Below are 18,367 nucleotides of genomic sequence, written 5' to 3' on the forward strand. Positions count from 1 at the left end.
TGATCGTTAACAAACTATTACGCCAATTGGCGCAGCATACGGCGCAATGGCTCCGCAGCACCCCACAGCAACTGGTCGCCCACGGTAAAGGCTGACAGGAACTCCGGTCCCATGTTCAGCTTACGCAGACGGCCTACTGGCGTGGTCAGCGTGCCGGTGACGGCCGCCGGGGTTAGCTCACGCATGGTGATATCCCGATCGTTTGGTACAACTTTGGCCCACGGATTGTGCGCCGCCAGCAGTTCTTCCACGGTCGGAATAGACACATCTTTTTTCAGTTTAATGGTGAACGCCTGGCTGTGGCAGCGCAGCGCGCCGACGCGCACGCACAGACCATCAACCGGGATCACGGAAGACGTGTTGAGAATTTTGTTGGTTTCCGCCTGTCCCTTCCACTCTTCGCGGCTCTGACCGTTATCGAGCTGTTTGTCGATCCACGGAATCAGGCTACCGGCCAGCGGTACGCCAAAGTTATCAACCGGCAGTTCGCCGCTGCGGGACAGGGTCGTCACTTTACGTTCGATGTCGAGAATAGCAGAGGAAGGGGTCGCCAGTTCCTCGGCCACATGGCCATACAGATGACCCATCTGAGACAGCAGCTCACGCATATGGCGCGCGCCGCCGCCGGAAGCCGCCTGATAGGTTGCCACGGAAACCCAGTCAACCAGGTCATTGGCAAACAGGCCACCGAGAGACATCAGCATCAGGCTAACGGTACAGTTGCCGCCGACAAAGGTCTTAATACCTTTATTCAGGCCGTCGGTGATGACATCCTGGTTAACCGGATCGAGAATAATGATGGCATCGTCTTTCATCCGCAGCGAAGAGGCTGCGTCAATCCAGTAACCTTGCCAACCGCTTTCACGAAGCTTTGGATAGATTTCGTTGGTATAATCGCCGCCCTGACAGGTCACGATGATATCGAGCGCCTTCAGCGCATCCAGATCAAAAGCGTCCTGAAGTGTGCCGGTCGCGGTGCCACCGAACGTCGGTGCCGCCTGCCCGAGCTGGGAAGTAGAAAAGAAAACAGGGCGAATGGCGTCGAAGTCACGCTCCTCAACCATGCGTTGCATGAGAACAGAGCCGACCATACCGCGCCAGCCGATAAAACCAACATTTTTCATAGCGTTTTTTCCTGCAGAGATGTGTGCTGTGTATGCTAACCAGTATCCTACTGGCCTATCCTTCACCATACAAAAAGCAGCCAAAGTCGCAAGTGAAATTAATCAATGATAGCGAAGCCATCAGTAATGCGACTTATCCCGCTGCGCAAGCAAGCAGAAAGTCCGCGGTAATTATCAGGGAATTTGAGTTATGAATGAAATCATTTCAGCGGCAGTTTTATTGATCCTGATTATGGATCCGCTCGGAAATCTGCCCATTTTCATGTCCGTATTGAAACATACCGAACCAAAACGTCGCCGCGCGATTATGATTCGCGAGCTGTTTATTGCGCTGTTGGTGATGCTGATATTCCTGTTTGCGGGCGAGAAAATTCTGGCATTTCTTAACCTGCGTGCAGAAACCGTATCGATCTCCGGGGGCATCATTCTGTTCCTGATCGCCATTAAGATGATTTTCCCCAGCGCCACCGGGAATAGCACCGGGCTTCCGGCTGGTGAAGAGCCGTTTATCGTACCGCTGGCGATTCCGCTGGTAGCCGGGCCGACAATCCTGGCCTCATTAATGTTGTTGTCGCATCAGTATCCAAACCAGATGGGGCACCTGGTGATTGCGCTGCTGATCGCCTGGGGCGGCACATTCGTGATTTTGCTGCAGTCTTCGCTATTTTTACGCCTGCTGGGAGAGAAAGGGGTTAACGCGCTGGAGCGCCTGATGGGGCTGATTCTGGTGATGATGGCAACCCAGATGTTCCTCGACGGCGTGCGGATGTGGATGAAGGGGTAACGCACTCACTTTATGCCGGGTGGCGGCTTCGCCTTACCCGGCCTACGGTGTTGATATATGCTCGTTTCCAGGCCCGGTAAGCGCAAGCGCCACCGGGCAATCAGCGCCGTGAATGTGTTTATGAGAAACACCTCAATCATTTAACTCTCTGAAAAAGCGTATTTTCATTTCTGCGAAGCGCCTTCCGGAATGCCCTCTTGTCAGCATCACGGATAAGCATTATCTTCTCGCTGCACCTGCAAAATCAGATGCCAGGATTGGTCCCCTGATTACCTCATTCGCGATAAAATTCACTTTTGTCGTGCGACCAGCTACACCTCAATGGTGGGCTGGACGGTGGCGTCACAAGACGCACCGGTATCCAATGAGGCCGGTAGGACCAACTCCGTTCAGCCCGCCACCAAAAGGTTGGTCCCTTCGGTGGTGGTAAATTTCACTCATTGGAGGCTGCCCTATGGCGACTACCCCTCTCTTTTCACACTCTTTATTTACCCTGCCCTTTAGCCATGCAACGGATTTCACCGAGCTGGCAGATAACTGTGAGCGTTTTGTCGAAGGGCTTGTTGAATGTCATGACCCGGTTGAAAAACTGGCGATATGTGCGCGCCTGTCGGCCTGTCTGGCACTACTACAACCAACCTTAACGGAACCTGTACCGCAGCATCTACAGGCCAGCCTGACGGTAGAAACCTTACCGACCCGCACTCCCCTCTTTGAACCCGAACCAGATCAGATGGGGCGTTACTGCCAGCTTTTGACGCATTTACTGATGAGCAAAACGCTGTCTGACGAGATGGAACGCGTGGCGGGCGATTTACTGCAGGATTTGGTAGGCTATTTCGCCGATACGTTAAAAGCGCCGCGTTGGTTGAAAACCGAGGATGGTGTGATGGTGCTGTAAAAAAGCCGGGTGGCGGCTTCGCCTTACCCGGCCTACGGTGTCGATATGTGCTCGTTTCCAGGCCCGGTAAGCGCAAGCGCCACCGGGCAATTCCATCAGCTCAACAGCTGGAAAGCAATCATACCGACAATCGCGCCAACCGTACCGAGGATGGTTTCCATCATCGTCCAGGTCTTCAGCGTTTGCGCTTCAGTCGCGCCGGTAAATTTACCGAACAACCAGAAACCAGCGTCGTTAACATGGCTGACCACGATAGAGCCGCCCGCGATACAGATAGACAGCGCCGCCATCTGAGCACCGGAGTAGTTCAGTTGCTCAATCACTGGCATCACCAGACCGACCGCCGTTAAGCAGGCCACTGTCGCGGACCCCTGAATAATACGCACCGCCGCCGCCAGCACGAAGCAGGTGATTGCGATCGGCAAGCCCATACCGGTTAACGCTTCGCCCAGTGCAGGACCAACGCCGGAATCTACCAGCACCTGTTTGAACACGCCGCCCGCGCCAATCACCAGCAGAATAATCCCCGCTGGCTGCAGCGCATGGCCGCAGATTTCCATCACGCGGTCTTTTGGCATGCCCTGGCGCACCGCCAGACCATAAATCGCCACCAGACAGGCAACCAGAATCGCGGTAAACGGATGACCGATAAACTCGAACCATTCGTAGGTTGAAGAACCGACCGGAACAAAGCGTGCGGCGATGGTTTTCAGACCAACCAGCACCAGCGGCAGCAGGATAAGCGATAAGCTGAAGCCAAAGGAGGGCATTTTGCCTTCGCCCAGATGCGGCTCGGTAATGTCTTCCGGTACGTGCAGCTCAACGTAACGGCTGATGAAATTACCCCACAGCGGCCCGGCGATAATCATGCCCGGAATCGCGGCGCACAGGCCAATCAGGATCATCCAGCCAAAGTCGGCGTGCATCTGAGAGGCCAGCAGCATCGGCGCAGGCCCCGGCAGCAGGAACGCTGCGGCAGCCGCCACGCCTGCAAACAGCGGAATGACCAACTTAACCAGGTTAGTACCGGTATGGCGTGCCATTGAAAACGCTACGCTAATCAGTAGCACAATCGCCACCTCAAAGAACAGCGGCAGCGCGCAAATCAGACCGGCCAGGCCAATCGCGTAATGTGCGCGGCTGTGACCGAAGGATTTCAGCATTTTGACGGCAATCTGATCGACCGCGCCGGTCTCATGCAAAATCTTGCCGAACATCGCCCCCAGCGCCACCACAATCGCCAGGAAACCGAGCGTGCCTCCCATCCCTTTTTCCATGGTCGCCGCGATTTTATCGAGCGGCATACCGGAAAAGAGACCTGCACCAATGGATACCACCATCAAAGCAACGAAGGCGTGCATACGCGCCTTCATCACTAAAAACAGCAGTAATAAAACGGACCCTACTGCTGTTAAAACAAGCGTTAATGTGCTCACTACTTACTGCCTTGGTTAATAACCTCAATGGTGCTGGCGACCACACCGTCCAGTGGTTGATCGATATCGACCACCAGTACATCGTTTTCATTCGCACCCGGTTCTTCCAGCGCTTCAAACTGGGTAACCAGCATCTGTGTTTTGAAGAAGTGGCCTTTACGCGCCTTCAGACGGCTTTCGATAACGTCAAAATCCCCTTTCAGATAAATGAAAGAGAGGTTCGGGTTACCGTCGCGTAACTGGTCGCGGTAGACTTTTTTCAAGGCAGAACAGACGATCAGCGAAACCTTGTTGGTACGCTGCATCGCAAAAGCGGCGTCATTAAGCGCCTGTAGCCACGGTTTACGGTCGTCATCGTTGAGTGGCTCACCGGAAGCCATTTTCATGATGTTGCTGCGCGGATGGAGAAAATCGCCATCAAGAAACGCGGCCTGCAGTTGATGCGCCACTTCGCTGGCGACAGCAGATTTACCGCTGCCCGATACGCCCATCAGAACGTAAACGTGGTGATCATGATTAGTCGTGCTCAAAGCGTTGCCCCCACTGGTACAAGAATCAGGAAATTGTTACGGGTAACTGTTATCGGTAACATTGTCCAGCCGGATAAATAGAGAAGCAATATCCATTCGTGCTCGAAGTGTATAAGTGTGAGCTACTTCAAAGTTGTTGGCTTAAATAGATCCGCCCGGTGACAAGGTGAAACCTAAATCTAACATTTTAGGCGTGACTGCTTCACCACGAATGCGCGCCAGCAGGCGTTCTGCACCAATGCTTCCCATCCGTTCACGCGGCGTGAGCACACTCGCCAGACGCGGCTCCATCACCTGCCCGATGTCGTGACCGTGGAATCCGGCAATCGCCATGTCATCCGGGATTTTCAGCCCTAAACGCTGGCATTCGAAGGCCGCCCCTACCGCCAGGTCATCGTTGGTACAGAAAACGCCGTCGAGCTGCGGGTATTCGCGCCGCGCCTGACGGATGAGTTCAATACCGGAGGAGTAGGAAGAAGACTGTTCCACCATCACGCTGTACGGCACCAGGTTGGCATCGCGCATTGCCTGCTCGTAGCCTCTCTGTTTGATGATAGTACGCTCATCAAGACGTGCGCCAAGATAGGCTACATGACGGTGCCCGCGGGCGATAATAGCGGCAGTCATCTGACGCGCGGCTTCGAAGTTGTCGAAACCGACGGCGATATCCAGACACGGAGACTTGCTGTCCATCAATTCAACCACCGGGATACCGGCAACTTCAATCATTTTCAGCGTACGGGGCGTATGGCTACGTTCGGTGAGGATCAGACCATCGATATTCCACGACAGCATCGATTCCAGGCGCTCTTGTTCCATCTCAGGCTTATAGCCGTAGTGCGCGAGCATGGTTTGATAACCATGGGCGTCGGTGACGGCCTCAATGCCGCGTAGCACTTCAGCAAAAACCTGGTTAGTGAGAGACGGTAACAGCACGCCGATAGCGCGGCTGGTGGCGTTAGAAAGGATATCAGGAGCGCGATTGGGAATATAACCCAGCTCATCAAGTGCAGCGGCAATTTTGCCCCGCAGCGCCACGGAGACCTGCTCCGGATTACGCAAAAAGCGACTGACCGTCATTTTGGTCACGCCCACGCGGTCGGCTACATCCTGAAGTACGGGTCTTTTCTTTTTCATCGTCCTGAAGCGTTAAAAAGGGATAGATTCTCCCAGTTTACCACGGACGTGCGTGAACCTTTGCAGAGAAAAAAAGGAGTTTTTATTGTGATAAATACACAAAATCATTCGAGTTGCATCAAGGCGGCGACGCAGTGAATCCCCGGGAGCGTACATTAAGTACGCGACCGGGGTGAGCGAGGAAAGCCAACACAGATGCGGCTTGAAGGATGACGTGTATTTTTATACTGGCGGCAGGTCAAACAGTAACACTTCACTGTCGCTGTCGGCATGAATAGAAATTGCCTGTTCATCCCAGATTGCCAGACCGTCGCTGGTGGTCGCTTTAGTCCCGTTAATCGTCACGTTACCTTTTACCACCTGGATCCAGACGCGGCGTTCAGCAGCAATTTGATGCACTGACTGCTCATCTTTGACCAGCGCCCAACGGTACAGCTCCATATCCTGGTACACTTTCAGTGAACCATCACGAGCATCCGGCGACAGCACCAGTTGTTTACCCTGAGCGGCATCGAAACGACGCTGTTCATAACGCGGAGTAATACCGTTCTCCTGCGGCATGATCCAGATCTGATACAGATGCAGCTTCTCAGTATTGCTCGGGTTGTACTCCGAGTGACGGATCCCCGTCCCGGCGCTCATAATCTGAAACTCACCGGCCGGAACCTGCTCTTTATTGCCCATGCTGTCCTGATGCTCTACCGCGCCTTCCAGCACGTAGGTCAGGATTTCCATGTCTTTATGGGGGTGAGTACCAAATCCCTGACCTGCATCGATCACGTCATCGTTAATCACGCGCAGTGCCGAGAACCCCATAAAGTTCGGGTCATAGTAGTTGGCAAAAGAGAAGGTATGCCAGGAATCAAGCCAGCCATGATTAGCGTGGCCACGGTCGTTAGCTTTGCGTAAGTAGATCATTGTGTTCACCCCCAGATGTTTTCGATGGAGTAAGTGTGGACTCAATCCGTCTGGGATCATAGAGGGTGAAAATTGACTCCTCTGTTCAAAAAATATGAACAAGACCAGAGGAGTCTGTGCAGGCTATTTGGCGAGGGTTATCGTGGCAGGCGTTGCCTGTTCAAAGGCGCGTTCGAGGATCTCAAGGTTGGTAAGAACTTCAGATTCCTTGACGTAATTAGGCGTACCGGCGGTCAGCGTCTGGTACAGCGAATCATAGACGCGACCGTAGTCCCCCACTTCCGGCTTCACCTCTTCTTTCACCGTGATGCCGTCATCGTTGACATATTCCAGCATTCCAATGGAATCATCGGCAGCGAAACCTGGCTCACCCGGCATGATATTAGCCTTCAGGCTGGTTTCCTGCTGGTCGATACCGTACTTCACAAACGAGCCTTTGGTGCCATGCACGATAAACTTCGGATAGTCGATTTTCACCAGATGGCTGGTTTTAACAATGGCTTTCAGGTCGCCGTAAAAAAGCTGCGCTTCAAAGGTATCGTCCGGGTTCGCTTTGTTGCGCAGGCTGCGGATGTCGTAGGCCACATGATCGGGACGTCCGAACAAGGAGATAATCTGATCCATGGTGTGTACGCCCAGACCATAAAACGCGCCGTCCTGCGGCAGTCCCGGCTTGGTTTCTGCTTCAGGACGGTAGTAATCGAAATGGCTTTCAACCTCAACAATCTTGCCGAGCTTGCCGCTCTCAATTGCTTTTTTAGCGGTGAGGAAACAGGAGTCAAAACGACGATTCTGATACGGCGTAACGGTCAGCCCTTTGCTTTGCGCTAGCTCAAACAACTCTTTTGCTTGCGCAAGCGTTGGGGTGAAGGGTTTCTCAACCAGCACATTTTTACCCGCTTCCAGCGCGCGTTTGGCGTATTCAAAATGGCTGTCAGCATGGGTACAGACGATCACCAGCTTCACCTGCGGATCGTTTAAGATCTCGTCGAGGTCGCTGGTGAAGTGAATATGTGAATACTGCGGCGCCTGCTCTTCCGGCCTGGCGTTGCGGCGGAAAATGTGCGCGACGTGCCAGCTATTTTTGCGGTTGAGGACGTACGGCAAATGGTAGCGGGTGGTGCTTTTACCAAAACCAATAAATGCGCAGTGTAAGGTCATGAGACGATCCTTTTGAAGATGATTGTCTACACCATAGCGCAAAGCGGCTGGAGACTGAATCCATCCTGTCATCATGCCGGATGCGGCGTTGCCTTATCCGGCCTACAAAACCCAGGTCTCAGCTGTAGGCCGGATAAGCGCAAGCGCCATCCGGCATCAGTCGCCCCACCCCGGGGACAAAATGACAAGTAAGCCAGGCTGAAACAAAACCCAAAAAAAAAGCCAGCAAAAGCTGGCTAAAGTAATACTGGAAGCAATGTGAGCAATGTCGTGCTTTCAGGTTCTCCGTAGGGGTTCCCCTGAACGCAGAGCAATAATAATCATTCTCATTCGCACTTGTCTACTTCTTTTTGCAAAAAAATGCAGTTGACGGATTTTTCTTTCTCAGCGAGTGTAAATGCACAATTAACCCTGCAGGAGATAAGGAATGAGTGAGATAGTGATACGCCACGCTGAACCGAAAGATTACGACGCAATTCGTCAGATCCACGCCCAGCCGGAGGTGTACCACAACACGCTACAGGTTCCTCATCCTTCCCTCGAAATGTGGCAAGCACGGCTAACCGAGCAAGCCGGTGTCAAACAACTGGTTGCCTGCATTGACGATATCGTCGTGGGGCATCTCTGTATTGAGGTCGCGCAGCGCCCGCGCCGCAGCCACGTGGCCGATTTTGGTATCTGCGTGGATGCCAGGTGGCACAATCGTGGCGTTGCCAGCGCGCTGATTCGTACGATGATCGACATGTGCGACAACTGGCTGCGCGTCGAGCGCATTGAGCTGACGGTATTTGTTGATAATGAGCCTGCTGTAGCAGTCTATAAGAAGTACGGCTTTGAAATCGAAGGCACCGGTAAGAAATACGGCCTGCGCAACGGTGAGTATGTTGATGCCTACTTTATGGCGCGCGTGAAATAAATTTAAGGACGAGTCATATCGCCCTGCTTATTGAAAGGACGCAATAGTGAAAAAGTTTCTTCCCCTGGTGTTGCTGGCCTCGCTCTCCCCTGCTTTTGCCACTACCGTACAAAATCTCGATTCTGTACCCAGTGCCATCCAACATCCGGAAGGTAAACAGATTTTCGCTGAACAAATGGCGGGAGCAACACCCGCGAAAGGATTTGGTGAGCTTCCTCAGGGCTTATCTGAAAAGCAGTGGATTGCCTGGGTTGCACCGAATGAAGATCCTGACAACCTGATCCTGACTGGTGCTAAATCTTGGGGAAAAGACGGTAAATATATTGGCATTGCCTGTTTCGCCGATAATAAGGCTGACGCCGTGCAAGCAAAAAAATACGCGGATAACACCTGCCCGGAAAACTACAGCAACGGGCGCGCTAATAAATTATATCTCGGCGTTTTTTCCTGGCAGAATCCACAGCTAACGCCGATTGCACGCTCGGAAAAACCGTTAAACCAGCTCTCAGAGTGGAATAAAGCCGCTGAAAAAGAGAGCGATGATGAGTCCGTCAGACCGCTGGCTTATTATACAAAGCTGGATCTGGCACCGTACCGGATAGCACCCGATACCCTGGCATTCGGGGTGCGGGGTGGATACTCTGATGCGTATTCCGGCGGCGGCGCATTTTATGAAGTGCTGGAACTCTACACCATCAAAGACAGCAAGATAATCAACGTGTTTTCTGACCTTGTTTATTACTATTCGGACATTGCTGGAGACTGGAATAAAGACGGCACAAGGCAGCACGACATCAGCGAAAGTAAGTACATTCTCAAAATGCGCTCGGCAAAGACGCACGGATTTTATGACTTAGAGCGCGTTAGCCTACAGGATAAAAGCAGCCAAATATTCCGCTGGTCCGAATCACTGCAGCGATATGCGCCATAACCTACCGGTCAGGCCTACATCGTTCAGAACGCTGTAGGCCAATCTATTTTATATCCCACCGAAAAATTCAAGAACGGAAGCGCCATCCAGTCCTGGCATAGAGTTGTTGATTACAGCCTATCGCCTTCCCCCACCGCCATGTTCCGGCTTAACAACCACCTGAATTATATGGTTATTCAGCTTTCTATCTTCATCGCTATTTTTCGTAACTTTAATAATATTAATATTACATTTTTGTTTTTTTTTGGTTTCTGCCATCACTTTATGGTGACAATCACAACAATATACTTCCCCTGGGACTAACTTAACCACGGTGAGGTAAAAAATGAAATTTGAACGCCATCATAGAATATTGAAAGAAATCAGTATTTCGGGAGTTGTAAAAGTTTCAAATCTGGCGAAAAGTCTCAAGGTAACAAAGGAAACTATTCGCTCAGATCTCAATGAACTTGCCGGGCAGGGATATCTCACTCGCTGTCATGGTGGTGCATTTATTACCCTTGACTCTCTTGATAACGTTGCAAAAAACGAAATTGCTTATGTGCTGGAAAAATATGAATCAGCGCAGAAAATAAAAAAAGGTCTCTCTGCCATGAAGAATAATGTATGTGTTATTGGCTCGTTCAATGTTGATATTATCAGTTACCTACCGAGGCTACCCTCGACAGGCGAATCATTGCTTGCCGATAAATTTATTTTTTCGCCCGGTGGTAAAGGATGCAATCAGGCATTAGCGGCAAGCTATGCCGATTCTGATGTGCATTTTATTACTAAAGTAGGGTCAGACCATTTCAGTGATTACGCCATTAATTTTATAAACTCATCAAAAATCCATAAAAGCGTTATCTATCAGACCAAAGAAACACAGACAGGTACAGCGACTATTATGGTGAATGGAGATACCGGGGATAACGTCATCGCTATCTATCCAGGTGCTAACATGACAATTTCACCTGATGAAATCACCATACAAAAAGAAGCCATCGTTCATTCAGATATTGTTCTCGTACAACTGGAGACAAATTACGAGGCACTTCAACAAACCATTCGTCTCGCACAGAAAAATGATATCCCGGTCATTATTAACCCAGCGCCATATAATGAAATGGTTAATACCATCATTGATGACATCGATTATATCACGCCAAATGAAACCGAAGCTGGTCTGCTGGCAAACATGTCCGTCAACGATATTGAATCAGCCAAATGTGCAGCAAAGATTATTCATCAAAAAGGTGTCAAAAATACCATTATCACATTGGGTAGCAAAGATTCTCTCGCTTATGACGGAACGCAATTCATCTATTCTCCGGCATTTCCGGCCGTTGTAAAAAATACGGCTGGCGCTGGCGATGCCTTCAATGGCGCACTCGCGTCTGGCCTTGCTAAAGGAAAATCACTGGCATCTGCATTGTGCTACGCGAGCGCATTCGCCTCGCTTGCTGTTGAAACACCCAATGCCTCTGACATGCCAGAAAACGAATCCGTTCTTCATCGCATTCAGGGCTCACATTACAAACAAACTATCTCTACTCACTAAATCAAGGAGCAGACTATGAACAATACGCAGAAAAAACTAAAGGTGCTCTTTATTGGAGAGTCCTGGCATATTCACATGATTCATTCAAAAGGCTATGACAGTTTTACCTCCAGTAAATATGAAGAAGGTGCTACATGGTTGCTTGAATGCTTAAAGAAAGGTGGTGTAGAAATTGATTATATGCAGGCTCACACCGTGCAAATTGCATTTCCAGAAAGCATTGATGAACTAAACCGTTATGATGTCATTGTTATTAGCGATATCGGCAGCAATACGTTCCTGTTGCAAAACGAGACGTTCTATCAGCTAAAAATAAAGCCAAATGCTCTGGAATCAATTAAAGAGTATGTCAGAAATGGTGGTGGTCTGCTCATGATTGGCGGCTATCTGTCATTTATGGGCATTGAGGCCAAGGCTAATTACAAGAACACCATTCTTGCCGAGGTTTTGCCAGTTATTATGCTTGACGGCGATGACCGGGTAGAAAAACCAGAGGGTATCTGCGCTGAGGCTATCTCCCCGGAACATCCTGTCGTTAACGGATTCTCAGACTACCCGGTATTTCTTGGATATAACCAGGCTGTCGCCAGAGAAGATGCCGATGTTGTTTTAACAATAAATAATGACCCGCTGTTAGTGTTCGGTGAATACCAACAGGGTAAAACCGCCTGCTTCATGAGCGACTGTTCGCCACACTGGGGAACACAGCAATTTATGTCCTGGCCGTTTTATACCGACCTGTGGGTTAACACGCTTCAATTCATCGCCAGAAAATAAAAAACAATGGAGTAACGAAAGTTACTCCTTTTATAAAATACAAGGATTGATGTATGAACAAAAATAAGTACTCAACTCCCTTACTGATGCTTGCAACCATCTTAGCCGGTATGCTTTCCCCAATGCAGTCTGCCGTTAATGGGCAATTGGGACACTGGTTGCAAGATGGTAATGCTTGTGCAGTAATCTCGTTCGCCAGCGGTCTGGTCGTCATGTTTTTCATTATTATTGCGCGTAAAGAAACACGCCAGCAATTCGCATCGATCCCGACGCTGATTAAAAAGAGAAAAATCCCGCGGTGGAATTGGTTTGCCGGATTATGTGGAGCGATGGTTGTATTTTCGGAAGGGGCATCAGCCAGCGCGTTGGGCGTTGCCACGTTTCAAACTGCATTAATTTCCGCCCTGCTCCTTTCCGGCCTACTGTGCGACCGTTTTGGTGTCGGTGTGGATGAGAAGAAATATTTCACCCCATGGCGCGTTGCTGGCGCATTGTTCGCGGTTATTGCCACGATTTTTGTCGTGTCGCCACAGTGGCATTCAACCTCCTTTATCCTGCTCGCTATCCTTCCATTTTTGGCAGGATTACTCGCTGGCTGGCAGCCTGCTGGAAATGCCAAAGTTGCCGAGGCCACGGGCTCTATGCTGGTTTCCATTACCTGGAACTTCATTGTCGGCTTTTGTGTGCTGGGCGCTGCACTGGCGATACGTGTCGCATTAGGCCATGTCACCGTCCAGTTACCCGATACGTGGTGGATGTATCTCGGTGGCCCGCTGGGTCTGCTGTCCATCGGGCTGATGGCGATTCTGGTCAGAGGCTTAGGTCTGCTAATGCTGGGTGTAGCGTCTACCGCAGGCCAGTTGCTTGGGTCGGTATTGATTGATGAATTGATCCCATCCTTAGGCAATACGGTCTATCTGGTCACCATCATCGGCACGTTGTTCGCGTTAGTGGGCGCAATTGTTACCACCATTCCTGAATACAGAGCATCCAAAATGGCGCAAAAAATGGAGGTGTCAGGATGAAAGGTTTCCTGCAAACCGTGACAGGCCCAGTGGCGCACACTGATATGGGGCTAACGCTCCCGCATGAGCATCTGTTTAACGATCTGTCATCCGTTGTTGATGAACCACATTATGCTTTTTCACAGCAACTGGTAGGAAAAAAAGTCAGTGCTGACCTACAGTGGGGACTGAAACACGACCCATACTGCTGCGCCGATAACATGGACAGAAAAGAGATTGATGATGTCATCTTTGAAATCAATAATTTTATGTCACTAGGAGGCAGGACGATTGTCGACGCGACGGGTTCTGAGTCTATCGGTCGGGACGCTTCATCGTTACGGGAAGTGGCAATAAAAACCGGTTTGAATATCGTTGCTTCATCAGGACCTTATCTGGAGAAGTTTGAAAGCACCAGGATCCATAAACCTGTCGATTCATTAGCCGCACTGATTGATAAGGAACTGAATCAAGGGATTGGCGAGACAGATATTCGCGCCGGTATGATCGGTGAAATTGGCGTGTCACCCGCATTTACCCAAGCGGAGCGTAACAGTCTGCGGGCAGCGTCTCTGGCACAACGTAATAATCCCCATACGGCGATGAATATCCATATGCCAGGGTGGCTGCGACTGGGTGATGAGGTGCTGGATATTGTCCTTGAAGAGATGAACGTCTCTCCGGCAAAAGTTTCGCTGGCACACTCGGACCCGTCAGGAAAAGATGTTGCCTATCAACGTAAAATGCTCGACCGCGGCGTATGGCTTGAATTTGACATGATTGGCCTGGACATCACTTTCCCTAAAGAAGGTATCGCCCCAGGCGTTCAGGAGACCGCAGATGCGGTAGCTCATCTGATTGAACTGGGTTACGCCGATCAGATAGTTTTAAGCCATGATGTTTTTCTCAAACAGATGTGGGCAAAAAATGGGGGGAACGGTTGGGGGTTTGTCCCGAATGTTTTCCTCGCCTATCTGGCTGCCCGTGGAGTAGACAACGATACTCTTCGCAAGCTCTGTATTGATAATCCAGCGCGGTTACTCACGGCATAGCCAACAAAACGCCCGGTGCCTGACACCGGGCTATTAATCAAAAATCAGTACCCCGCCGTTAAATCATCCACGGAACGCGGGTCAGAAGCGCCATACAGTGCGCCATCCGGTCCAACCATAATGCTCTGCGTGCTGCCCATCGCCTCTTTCAGCGCCACTTTCTGTCCTTTTTGCTCCAGCAGCTTGATTGTATCCGGGCTGAAGCCCTTCTCGATGCGCAGTTCATCTGGCAACCATTGATGATGGAAGCGCGGTGCGTTGGTCGCTTCGGCGACGTTCATCCCGTAATCAATGCTGTTGACCACCATTTGCAGTACGGTAGTGATGATTCGGCTTCCACCTGGGCTGCCGGTCACCAGCCAGGTTTTCCCGTCTTTTACCACGATAGTCGGCGACATCGATGACAGCGGACGCTTCTTCGGCCCAACCGCGTTAGCATCACCGCCCACCAGTCCATAAACGTTCGGCACGCCTGGCTTAGCGGAGAAGTCGTCCATTTCGTTATTCAGCAGAATGCCGGTGTTACCCGCCACGATGCCGGTCCCGAAGGTGGTATTCAGGGTATACGTTACCGCCACGGCATTGCCGTCTTTATCCACTACCGAGAAGTGCGTAGTCTGGTTGCTTTCATACGGGGCGAGTTTGCCAGGTTTGATCTGGCTGGAAGGCTTAGCCTTGTTGATATCAATCTGATCGGCAAGCGTTTTAGCATAGGCTTTGTTGGTCAGCGCTTGCCACGGCACTTTCACAAAATCCGGGTCGCCCAGATACTCTGAACGGTCGGCGTAAGCATATTTCTCCGCTTCAGCCATAACCTGCATGGCATCGGCGCTGCCAAATCCGTACTTCTTCATATCGAAGTTTTCGAGAATATTGAGGATCTGCACGATGTGAATACCGCCAGAGGACGGCGGCGGCATGGAGAAGACCTGATACCCGCGATAGTCACCGCTTATCGGCGTGCGCTCCACGGCTTTATAGCTGGCTAAATCCTCTTTGGTCATCAGCCCGCCGTTCTTCTGCATTTCCCCGGCTATCTGATCGGCAATCGCCCCTTTATAAAACGCATCCGGGCCATTCTCGGCAATCATTTCCAGGCTTTTCGCCAGATTCTTTTGCACCAGCTTGTCGCCCTTTTTCAGCGGCTCGCCGTCCTTCCAGAAAATGGCTTTGCTGTTCTCGTGATTAGGGAGCACTTCGCTGCCATAGGTTTTCAGATCGTCGGCCAGCGCGTCATTAACCACAAAGCCCTCTTCCGCTAGCTTCATCGCCGGGCGCACCACTTTGTTCAGCGGCATCGTGCCGTATTTCTCCAGCGCCAGCGAGAAACCCGCCACGGTACCCGGCGTACCGGATGCCAGATGCGACGTCAGCGACTTTTTCGCATCGGCGTTGCCCTGCTCATCGAGGAACATGTCACGGGTCGCGCCAGCAGGCGCCATTTCACGAAAATCGATCGCTGTGGTGTTACCGTCTTTGGTACGCAGCAGCATAAAACCACCGCCGCCCAGATTGCCCGCCTGGGGATGCGTCACCGCCAGCGCATACCCAACGGCCACGGCGGCATCGACGGCATTCCCACCCTGTTTAAGAATGTCCACACCAACCTGGGTAGCTAAAGCATCCACAGAGGCCACCATCCCTTGCTTAGCACGTACGGGATGGAACACATCTTCCTCGACTCCGTAAGATACCGGTGGTGGTGCAGCCGGCGCGGCAGCAACGCTAAAACAACTTCCTGAGAGCAGAGCAGCAATGGCTACCCGGCGTAAAAACGTCGGTTTTATCATCGTTATTCTCCAGATGTATGGGGGTCGGCCCCCACTAAGCCTGGTGCATAACTCTGAAATAATCATCGTAACGGCGAGAAAGGAGTAAACTTAAGAGATCCCCGAGAGGAGAAAAGCGATGAAACGACTCTTACTTTTAGCCATGCTGTTGCCGTTTGCAGGCTTTGCACAGCCCATCAACACCATGAATAACCCGAACCAACCCGGTTATCAGATCCCGAGTCAGCAGCGTATGCAAACCCAAATGCAAACGCAGCAAATTCAGCAGAAAGGGATGCTCAACCAGCAGTTGCAAACGCAGACGCGTATGCAGCAACAGCATCTGGAAAACCAAATTAACACCAACTCCCAGCGGGTCCTTCAGTCTCAGCCAGGCGAGCTAAATTCCGGTCAGCAGCAAATGCTGCCCAACAGCAACGGTGGGATGTTGAGTGGAACCCGTAACCCGGACAGCTCTCTGAATAAGCAACATATGCTGTCAGAGAAAAAGAACGGCGACATGCTGAAGCCCTCCAGCACGCCGCAGCCTAACGTTCCGTTAAAAACGATTGGGCCTTAAAAAGGTTGGAAATCCGGACCAATCGTATCAATGGCATCGGTACAGATGCAGTCCACGCCCCAGCGCAGCAGTTCCGCCGCGCGCTGGGGTCGGTTGACGGTATATACCAGAATACGTAGCCCCGCATCGCGCAGCGCATCCACTCGCGCTTCATCCAGCAGTTTGTGATTAAGATGAATAGAGACGCATCCAAGCCGTGTGGTCAGCTCGCGCCAGTCCTCGCGCCATTCATCAAGCAGCAAGCCTCTCGGCAGTTCAGGTACCGCCTGCTGCGCCGCTTCAAGTGCATCAATTTCAAAGGATGACAACAGTGGCGGCGTCATTCCCGCCCACAGTTCCCGCGCGGCCAGCGCCACGACTTTGCCGGTTAGCGTTCCGGTACCGGTTGTGGGTTTAATTTCAATATTTGCCATCATTCCATGCTGACGGCAGCGCTCGGCCACTTGCGAGAGCAGCGGCAGCGGTTCACCTTTAAACTCACCGCTAAACCAGCCGCCGGCGTCCACGCGCAATAAATCCTGCCAGTTCAGCTCGCCTGCCACGCCCCAGCCGTTGCTGGTTCGCTCCAGGTTGTCGTCATGCAGTAAGAAGATCTCACCGTCTTTCGACAATTTAGCGTCAAACTCGATCATGGTATGCCCGTATCGCGCCCCCACGTCGATCGCCGCCAGGGTGTTTTCCGGGGCCAGCTTACCGCCGCCACGATGGGCGACAATATGGGGGTAAGGCCAGTTACTCATACGCGTTGTCCTGTTTCGCCATCAAAAAGATGCAGATGATTTTCTGGCAGATGCAGCCACAGCGTGCTGCCTGCCGTCGGGCGATGCTGATGCGCCAGTCGCACCACCAGCTTTTGCTCGCCCCAGCGTCCGTGTGCCAGGTTATCTGCGCCCAGCATTTCCAGTGTATCAACAACCAACGGCACGCCGCCTTCGGCCTGCGAGCTTAGCGCAATATGCTCCGGGCGGATACCCAACGTCATGTTACGCCCAATAGACTCTCTCGCGCTTCTGCCGATGGGTAGCGTCATGCCACCCTCCAGTTCAAAATGGGTGCCCGAGGTACTGATGCGCCCGTCCAGCAGGTTCATTGCCGGGCTGCCGATAAAACTCGCCACAAAGCGGCTGGCAGGTTTTTCATACACTTCAACCGGCGTACCTACCTGCTCGGCAATGCCTTTGTTCATCACCATCACCCGTTGGGCGAGGGTCATCGCTTCAACCTGGTCGTGCGTCACGTATAGCGAAGTGGTTTTCAGGCGGCGATGCAGATGTTGTAACTCCAGACGCATCTGTACTCGCAGCTTGGCATCAAGATTAGAAAGCGGCTCATCGAACAGGAATACCGCCGGGTCGCGCACAATCGCTCGTCCCATTGCTACGCGCTGGCGCTGACCGCCAGAAAGTTCGCGCGGACGACGTTTGAGCAGCTCACCCAGCTCGAGAATACGCGCCGCCTCATTTACCCGCTCAGCAATGTGTTCCTTACCCATCCCGCGGATTTTCAGTCCCCAGGCCATGTTTTCTTCCACGCTCATATGCGGGTAGAGCGCGTAGTTTTGAAAGACCATCGCTATGCCGCGATCCTTCGGCTCCATCTCGGTGACGCGTTTATTATCAATCCAGATATCGCCACCGCTCACCCGCTCCAGCCCGGCGACCATCCGCAGCAGCGTAGACTTTCCGCAACCGGATGGCCCAACCATCACGATAAATTCCCCGTCCGCGACGTCCAGCGTCAGCGGTTTAATTACCTGGGTTTTGCCGTCCCAGCTTTTGGTTACTGCCTGTAGTTTTAAACCAGCCAT

Annotated in this window: 18 protein-coding genes; 9 read left to right on the forward strand and 9 right to left on the reverse strand. The window is 51.8% G+C overall.

The features are described 5' to 3' along the window. Positions 1-17 precede the first annotated feature (17 nt). Complete coding sequence (gene asd / locus OGX89_RS13115; RefSeq protein ID WP_003827614.1) at positions 18-1,124, reverse strand: aspartate-semialdehyde dehydrogenase; 1,107 nt, start codon at positions 1,122-1,124, stop codon at positions 18-20. A gap of 190 nt (positions 1,125-1,314) precedes the next feature. Here asd and yhgN point away from each other — a divergent pair, with 190 nt between their 5' ends. Continuing rightward, positions 1,315-1,908, forward strand: a complete 594-nt coding sequence (yhgN, locus tag OGX89_RS13120; protein WP_003023480.1) for an NAAT family transporter YhgN — start codon at positions 1,315-1,317, stop codon at positions 1,906-1,908. Between the two features lie 454 nt (positions 1,909-2,362). Then, a complete protein-coding gene (locus OGX89_RS13125; protein ID WP_003827612.1) occupies positions 2,363-2,809 on the forward strand; it encodes a hypothetical protein in 447 nt (148 codons plus the stop codon). 95 nt (positions 2,810-2,904) lie between these two features. On the opposite strand, the gene gntU is transcribed toward OGX89_RS13125, so the two are convergent. The 5 genes from gntU to OGX89_RS13150 form a co-directional block, all read right to left on the reverse strand. After that, the gene (gene gntU, locus OGX89_RS13130; protein WP_003827609.1) at positions 2,905-4,245 is read right to left on the reverse strand and encodes a gluconate transporter; all 1,341 of its coding nucleotides are present in this window, start codon (positions 4,243-4,245) and stop codon (positions 2,905-2,907) included. Next, positions 4,245-4,775, reverse strand: a complete 531-nt coding sequence (gene gntK / locus OGX89_RS13135; protein ID WP_003023475.1) for a gluconokinase — start codon at positions 4,773-4,775, stop codon at positions 4,245-4,247. The genes gntU and gntK overlap by 1 nt, the downstream gene beginning before the upstream one ends. Before the next feature lie 141 nt (positions 4,776-4,916). Then, complete coding sequence (gene gntR, locus OGX89_RS13140) at positions 4,917-5,912, reverse strand: gluconate operon transcriptional repressor GntR (protein WP_126956393.1); 996 nt, start codon at positions 5,910-5,912, stop codon at positions 4,917-4,919. Between the two features lie 222 nt (positions 5,913-6,134). Continuing rightward, entirely contained in the window at positions 6,135-6,830 is a 696-nt protein-coding gene (gene yhhW, locus OGX89_RS13145) for a quercetin 2,3-dioxygenase (protein ID WP_003023472.1), read from the reverse strand. Positions 6,831-6,953: 123 nt separating this feature from the next. Beyond that, positions 6,954-7,991, reverse strand: coding sequence for an oxidoreductase (locus OGX89_RS13150; RefSeq protein WP_126956395.1), 1,038 nt, complete (start codon positions 7,989-7,991; stop codon positions 6,954-6,956). 427 nt (positions 7,992-8,418) lie between these two features. Between OGX89_RS13150 and yhhY the strand changes: the two genes are divergently transcribed. The 6 genes from yhhY to OGX89_RS13180 all read left to right on the forward strand — a co-directional run bounded on the left by yhhY (position 8,419) and on the right by OGX89_RS13180 (position 14,211). Then, the gene (yhhY, locus tag OGX89_RS13155) at positions 8,419-8,907 is read left to right on the forward strand and encodes an N-acetyltransferase (RefSeq protein WP_019078130.1); all 489 of its coding nucleotides are present in this window, start codon (positions 8,419-8,421) and stop codon (positions 8,905-8,907) included. 46 nt (positions 8,908-8,953) lie between these two features. Continuing rightward, positions 8,954-9,838: a hypothetical protein gene (locus OGX89_RS13160; RefSeq protein ID WP_126956397.1), complete on the forward strand. Its 885-nt coding sequence runs from the start codon at positions 8,954-8,956 to the stop codon at positions 9,836-9,838. Positions 9,839-10,163: 325 nt separating this feature from the next. Then, entirely contained in the window at positions 10,164-11,378 is a 1,215-nt protein-coding gene (locus OGX89_RS13165; protein ID WP_286560609.1) for a PfkB family carbohydrate kinase, read from the forward strand. A 15-nt stretch (positions 11,379-11,393) separates the two neighbouring features. Beyond that, positions 11,394-12,155: a glutamine amidotransferase gene (locus tag OGX89_RS13170; RefSeq protein WP_126956399.1), complete on the forward strand. Its 762-nt coding sequence runs from the start codon at positions 11,394-11,396 to the stop codon at positions 12,153-12,155. Positions 12,156-12,208: 53 nt separating this feature from the next. After that, positions 12,209-13,180, forward strand: a complete 972-nt coding sequence (locus OGX89_RS13175) for a DMT family transporter (RefSeq protein ID WP_126956401.1) — start codon at positions 12,209-12,211, stop codon at positions 13,178-13,180. Then, positions 13,177-14,211: a phosphotriesterase family protein gene (locus OGX89_RS13180; protein WP_003827595.1), complete on the forward strand. Its 1,035-nt coding sequence runs from the start codon at positions 13,177-13,179 to the stop codon at positions 14,209-14,211. The genes OGX89_RS13175 and OGX89_RS13180 overlap by 4 nt, the downstream gene beginning before the upstream one ends. 44 nt (positions 14,212-14,255) lie before the next feature. Here the strand turns inward: OGX89_RS13180 and ggt are convergent, their stop codons facing one another. Further along, positions 14,256-16,001, reverse strand: a complete 1,746-nt coding sequence (gene ggt, locus OGX89_RS13185; protein ID WP_126956403.1) for a gamma-glutamyltransferase — start codon at positions 15,999-16,001, stop codon at positions 14,256-14,258. A 118-nt stretch (positions 16,002-16,119) separates the two neighbouring features. On the opposite strand from ggt, the gene OGX89_RS13190 reads away from it, so the two are divergent. Beyond that, positions 16,120-16,560 carry a DUF2756 family protein gene (locus tag OGX89_RS13190; RefSeq protein ID WP_003827591.1) on the forward strand — a complete coding sequence of 147 codons (441 nt, stop codon included), beginning with the start codon at positions 16,120-16,122 and terminating at the stop codon, positions 16,558-16,560. Here OGX89_RS13190 and ugpQ read toward each other — a convergent pair. Together ugpQ and OGX89_RS13200 are read right to left on the reverse strand one after the other, a co-directional pair. Next, complete coding sequence (gene ugpQ, locus OGX89_RS13195; protein ID WP_003827589.1) at positions 16,557-17,300, reverse strand: glycerophosphodiester phosphodiesterase; 744 nt, start codon at positions 17,298-17,300, stop codon at positions 16,557-16,559. The two genes, OGX89_RS13190 and ugpQ, sit on opposite strands and share 4 nt — an antisense overlap. Beyond that, on the reverse strand, positions 17,297-18,367 hold the full coding sequence (locus OGX89_RS13200; RefSeq protein WP_126956405.1) for a sn-glycerol-3-phosphate import ATP-binding protein UgpC: 1,071 nt from the start codon (positions 18,365-18,367) through the stop codon (positions 17,297-17,299). Before OGX89_RS13200 ends, ugpQ begins: the two co-directional genes overlap by 4 nt.

Origin of the sequence: Citrobacter sp. Cpo103 (assembly GCF_030332605.1) — a bacterium.
In the GTDB taxonomy this organism is placed as follows: Bacteria; Pseudomonadota; Gammaproteobacteria; order Enterobacterales; family Enterobacteriaceae; genus Citrobacter; species Citrobacter portucalensis.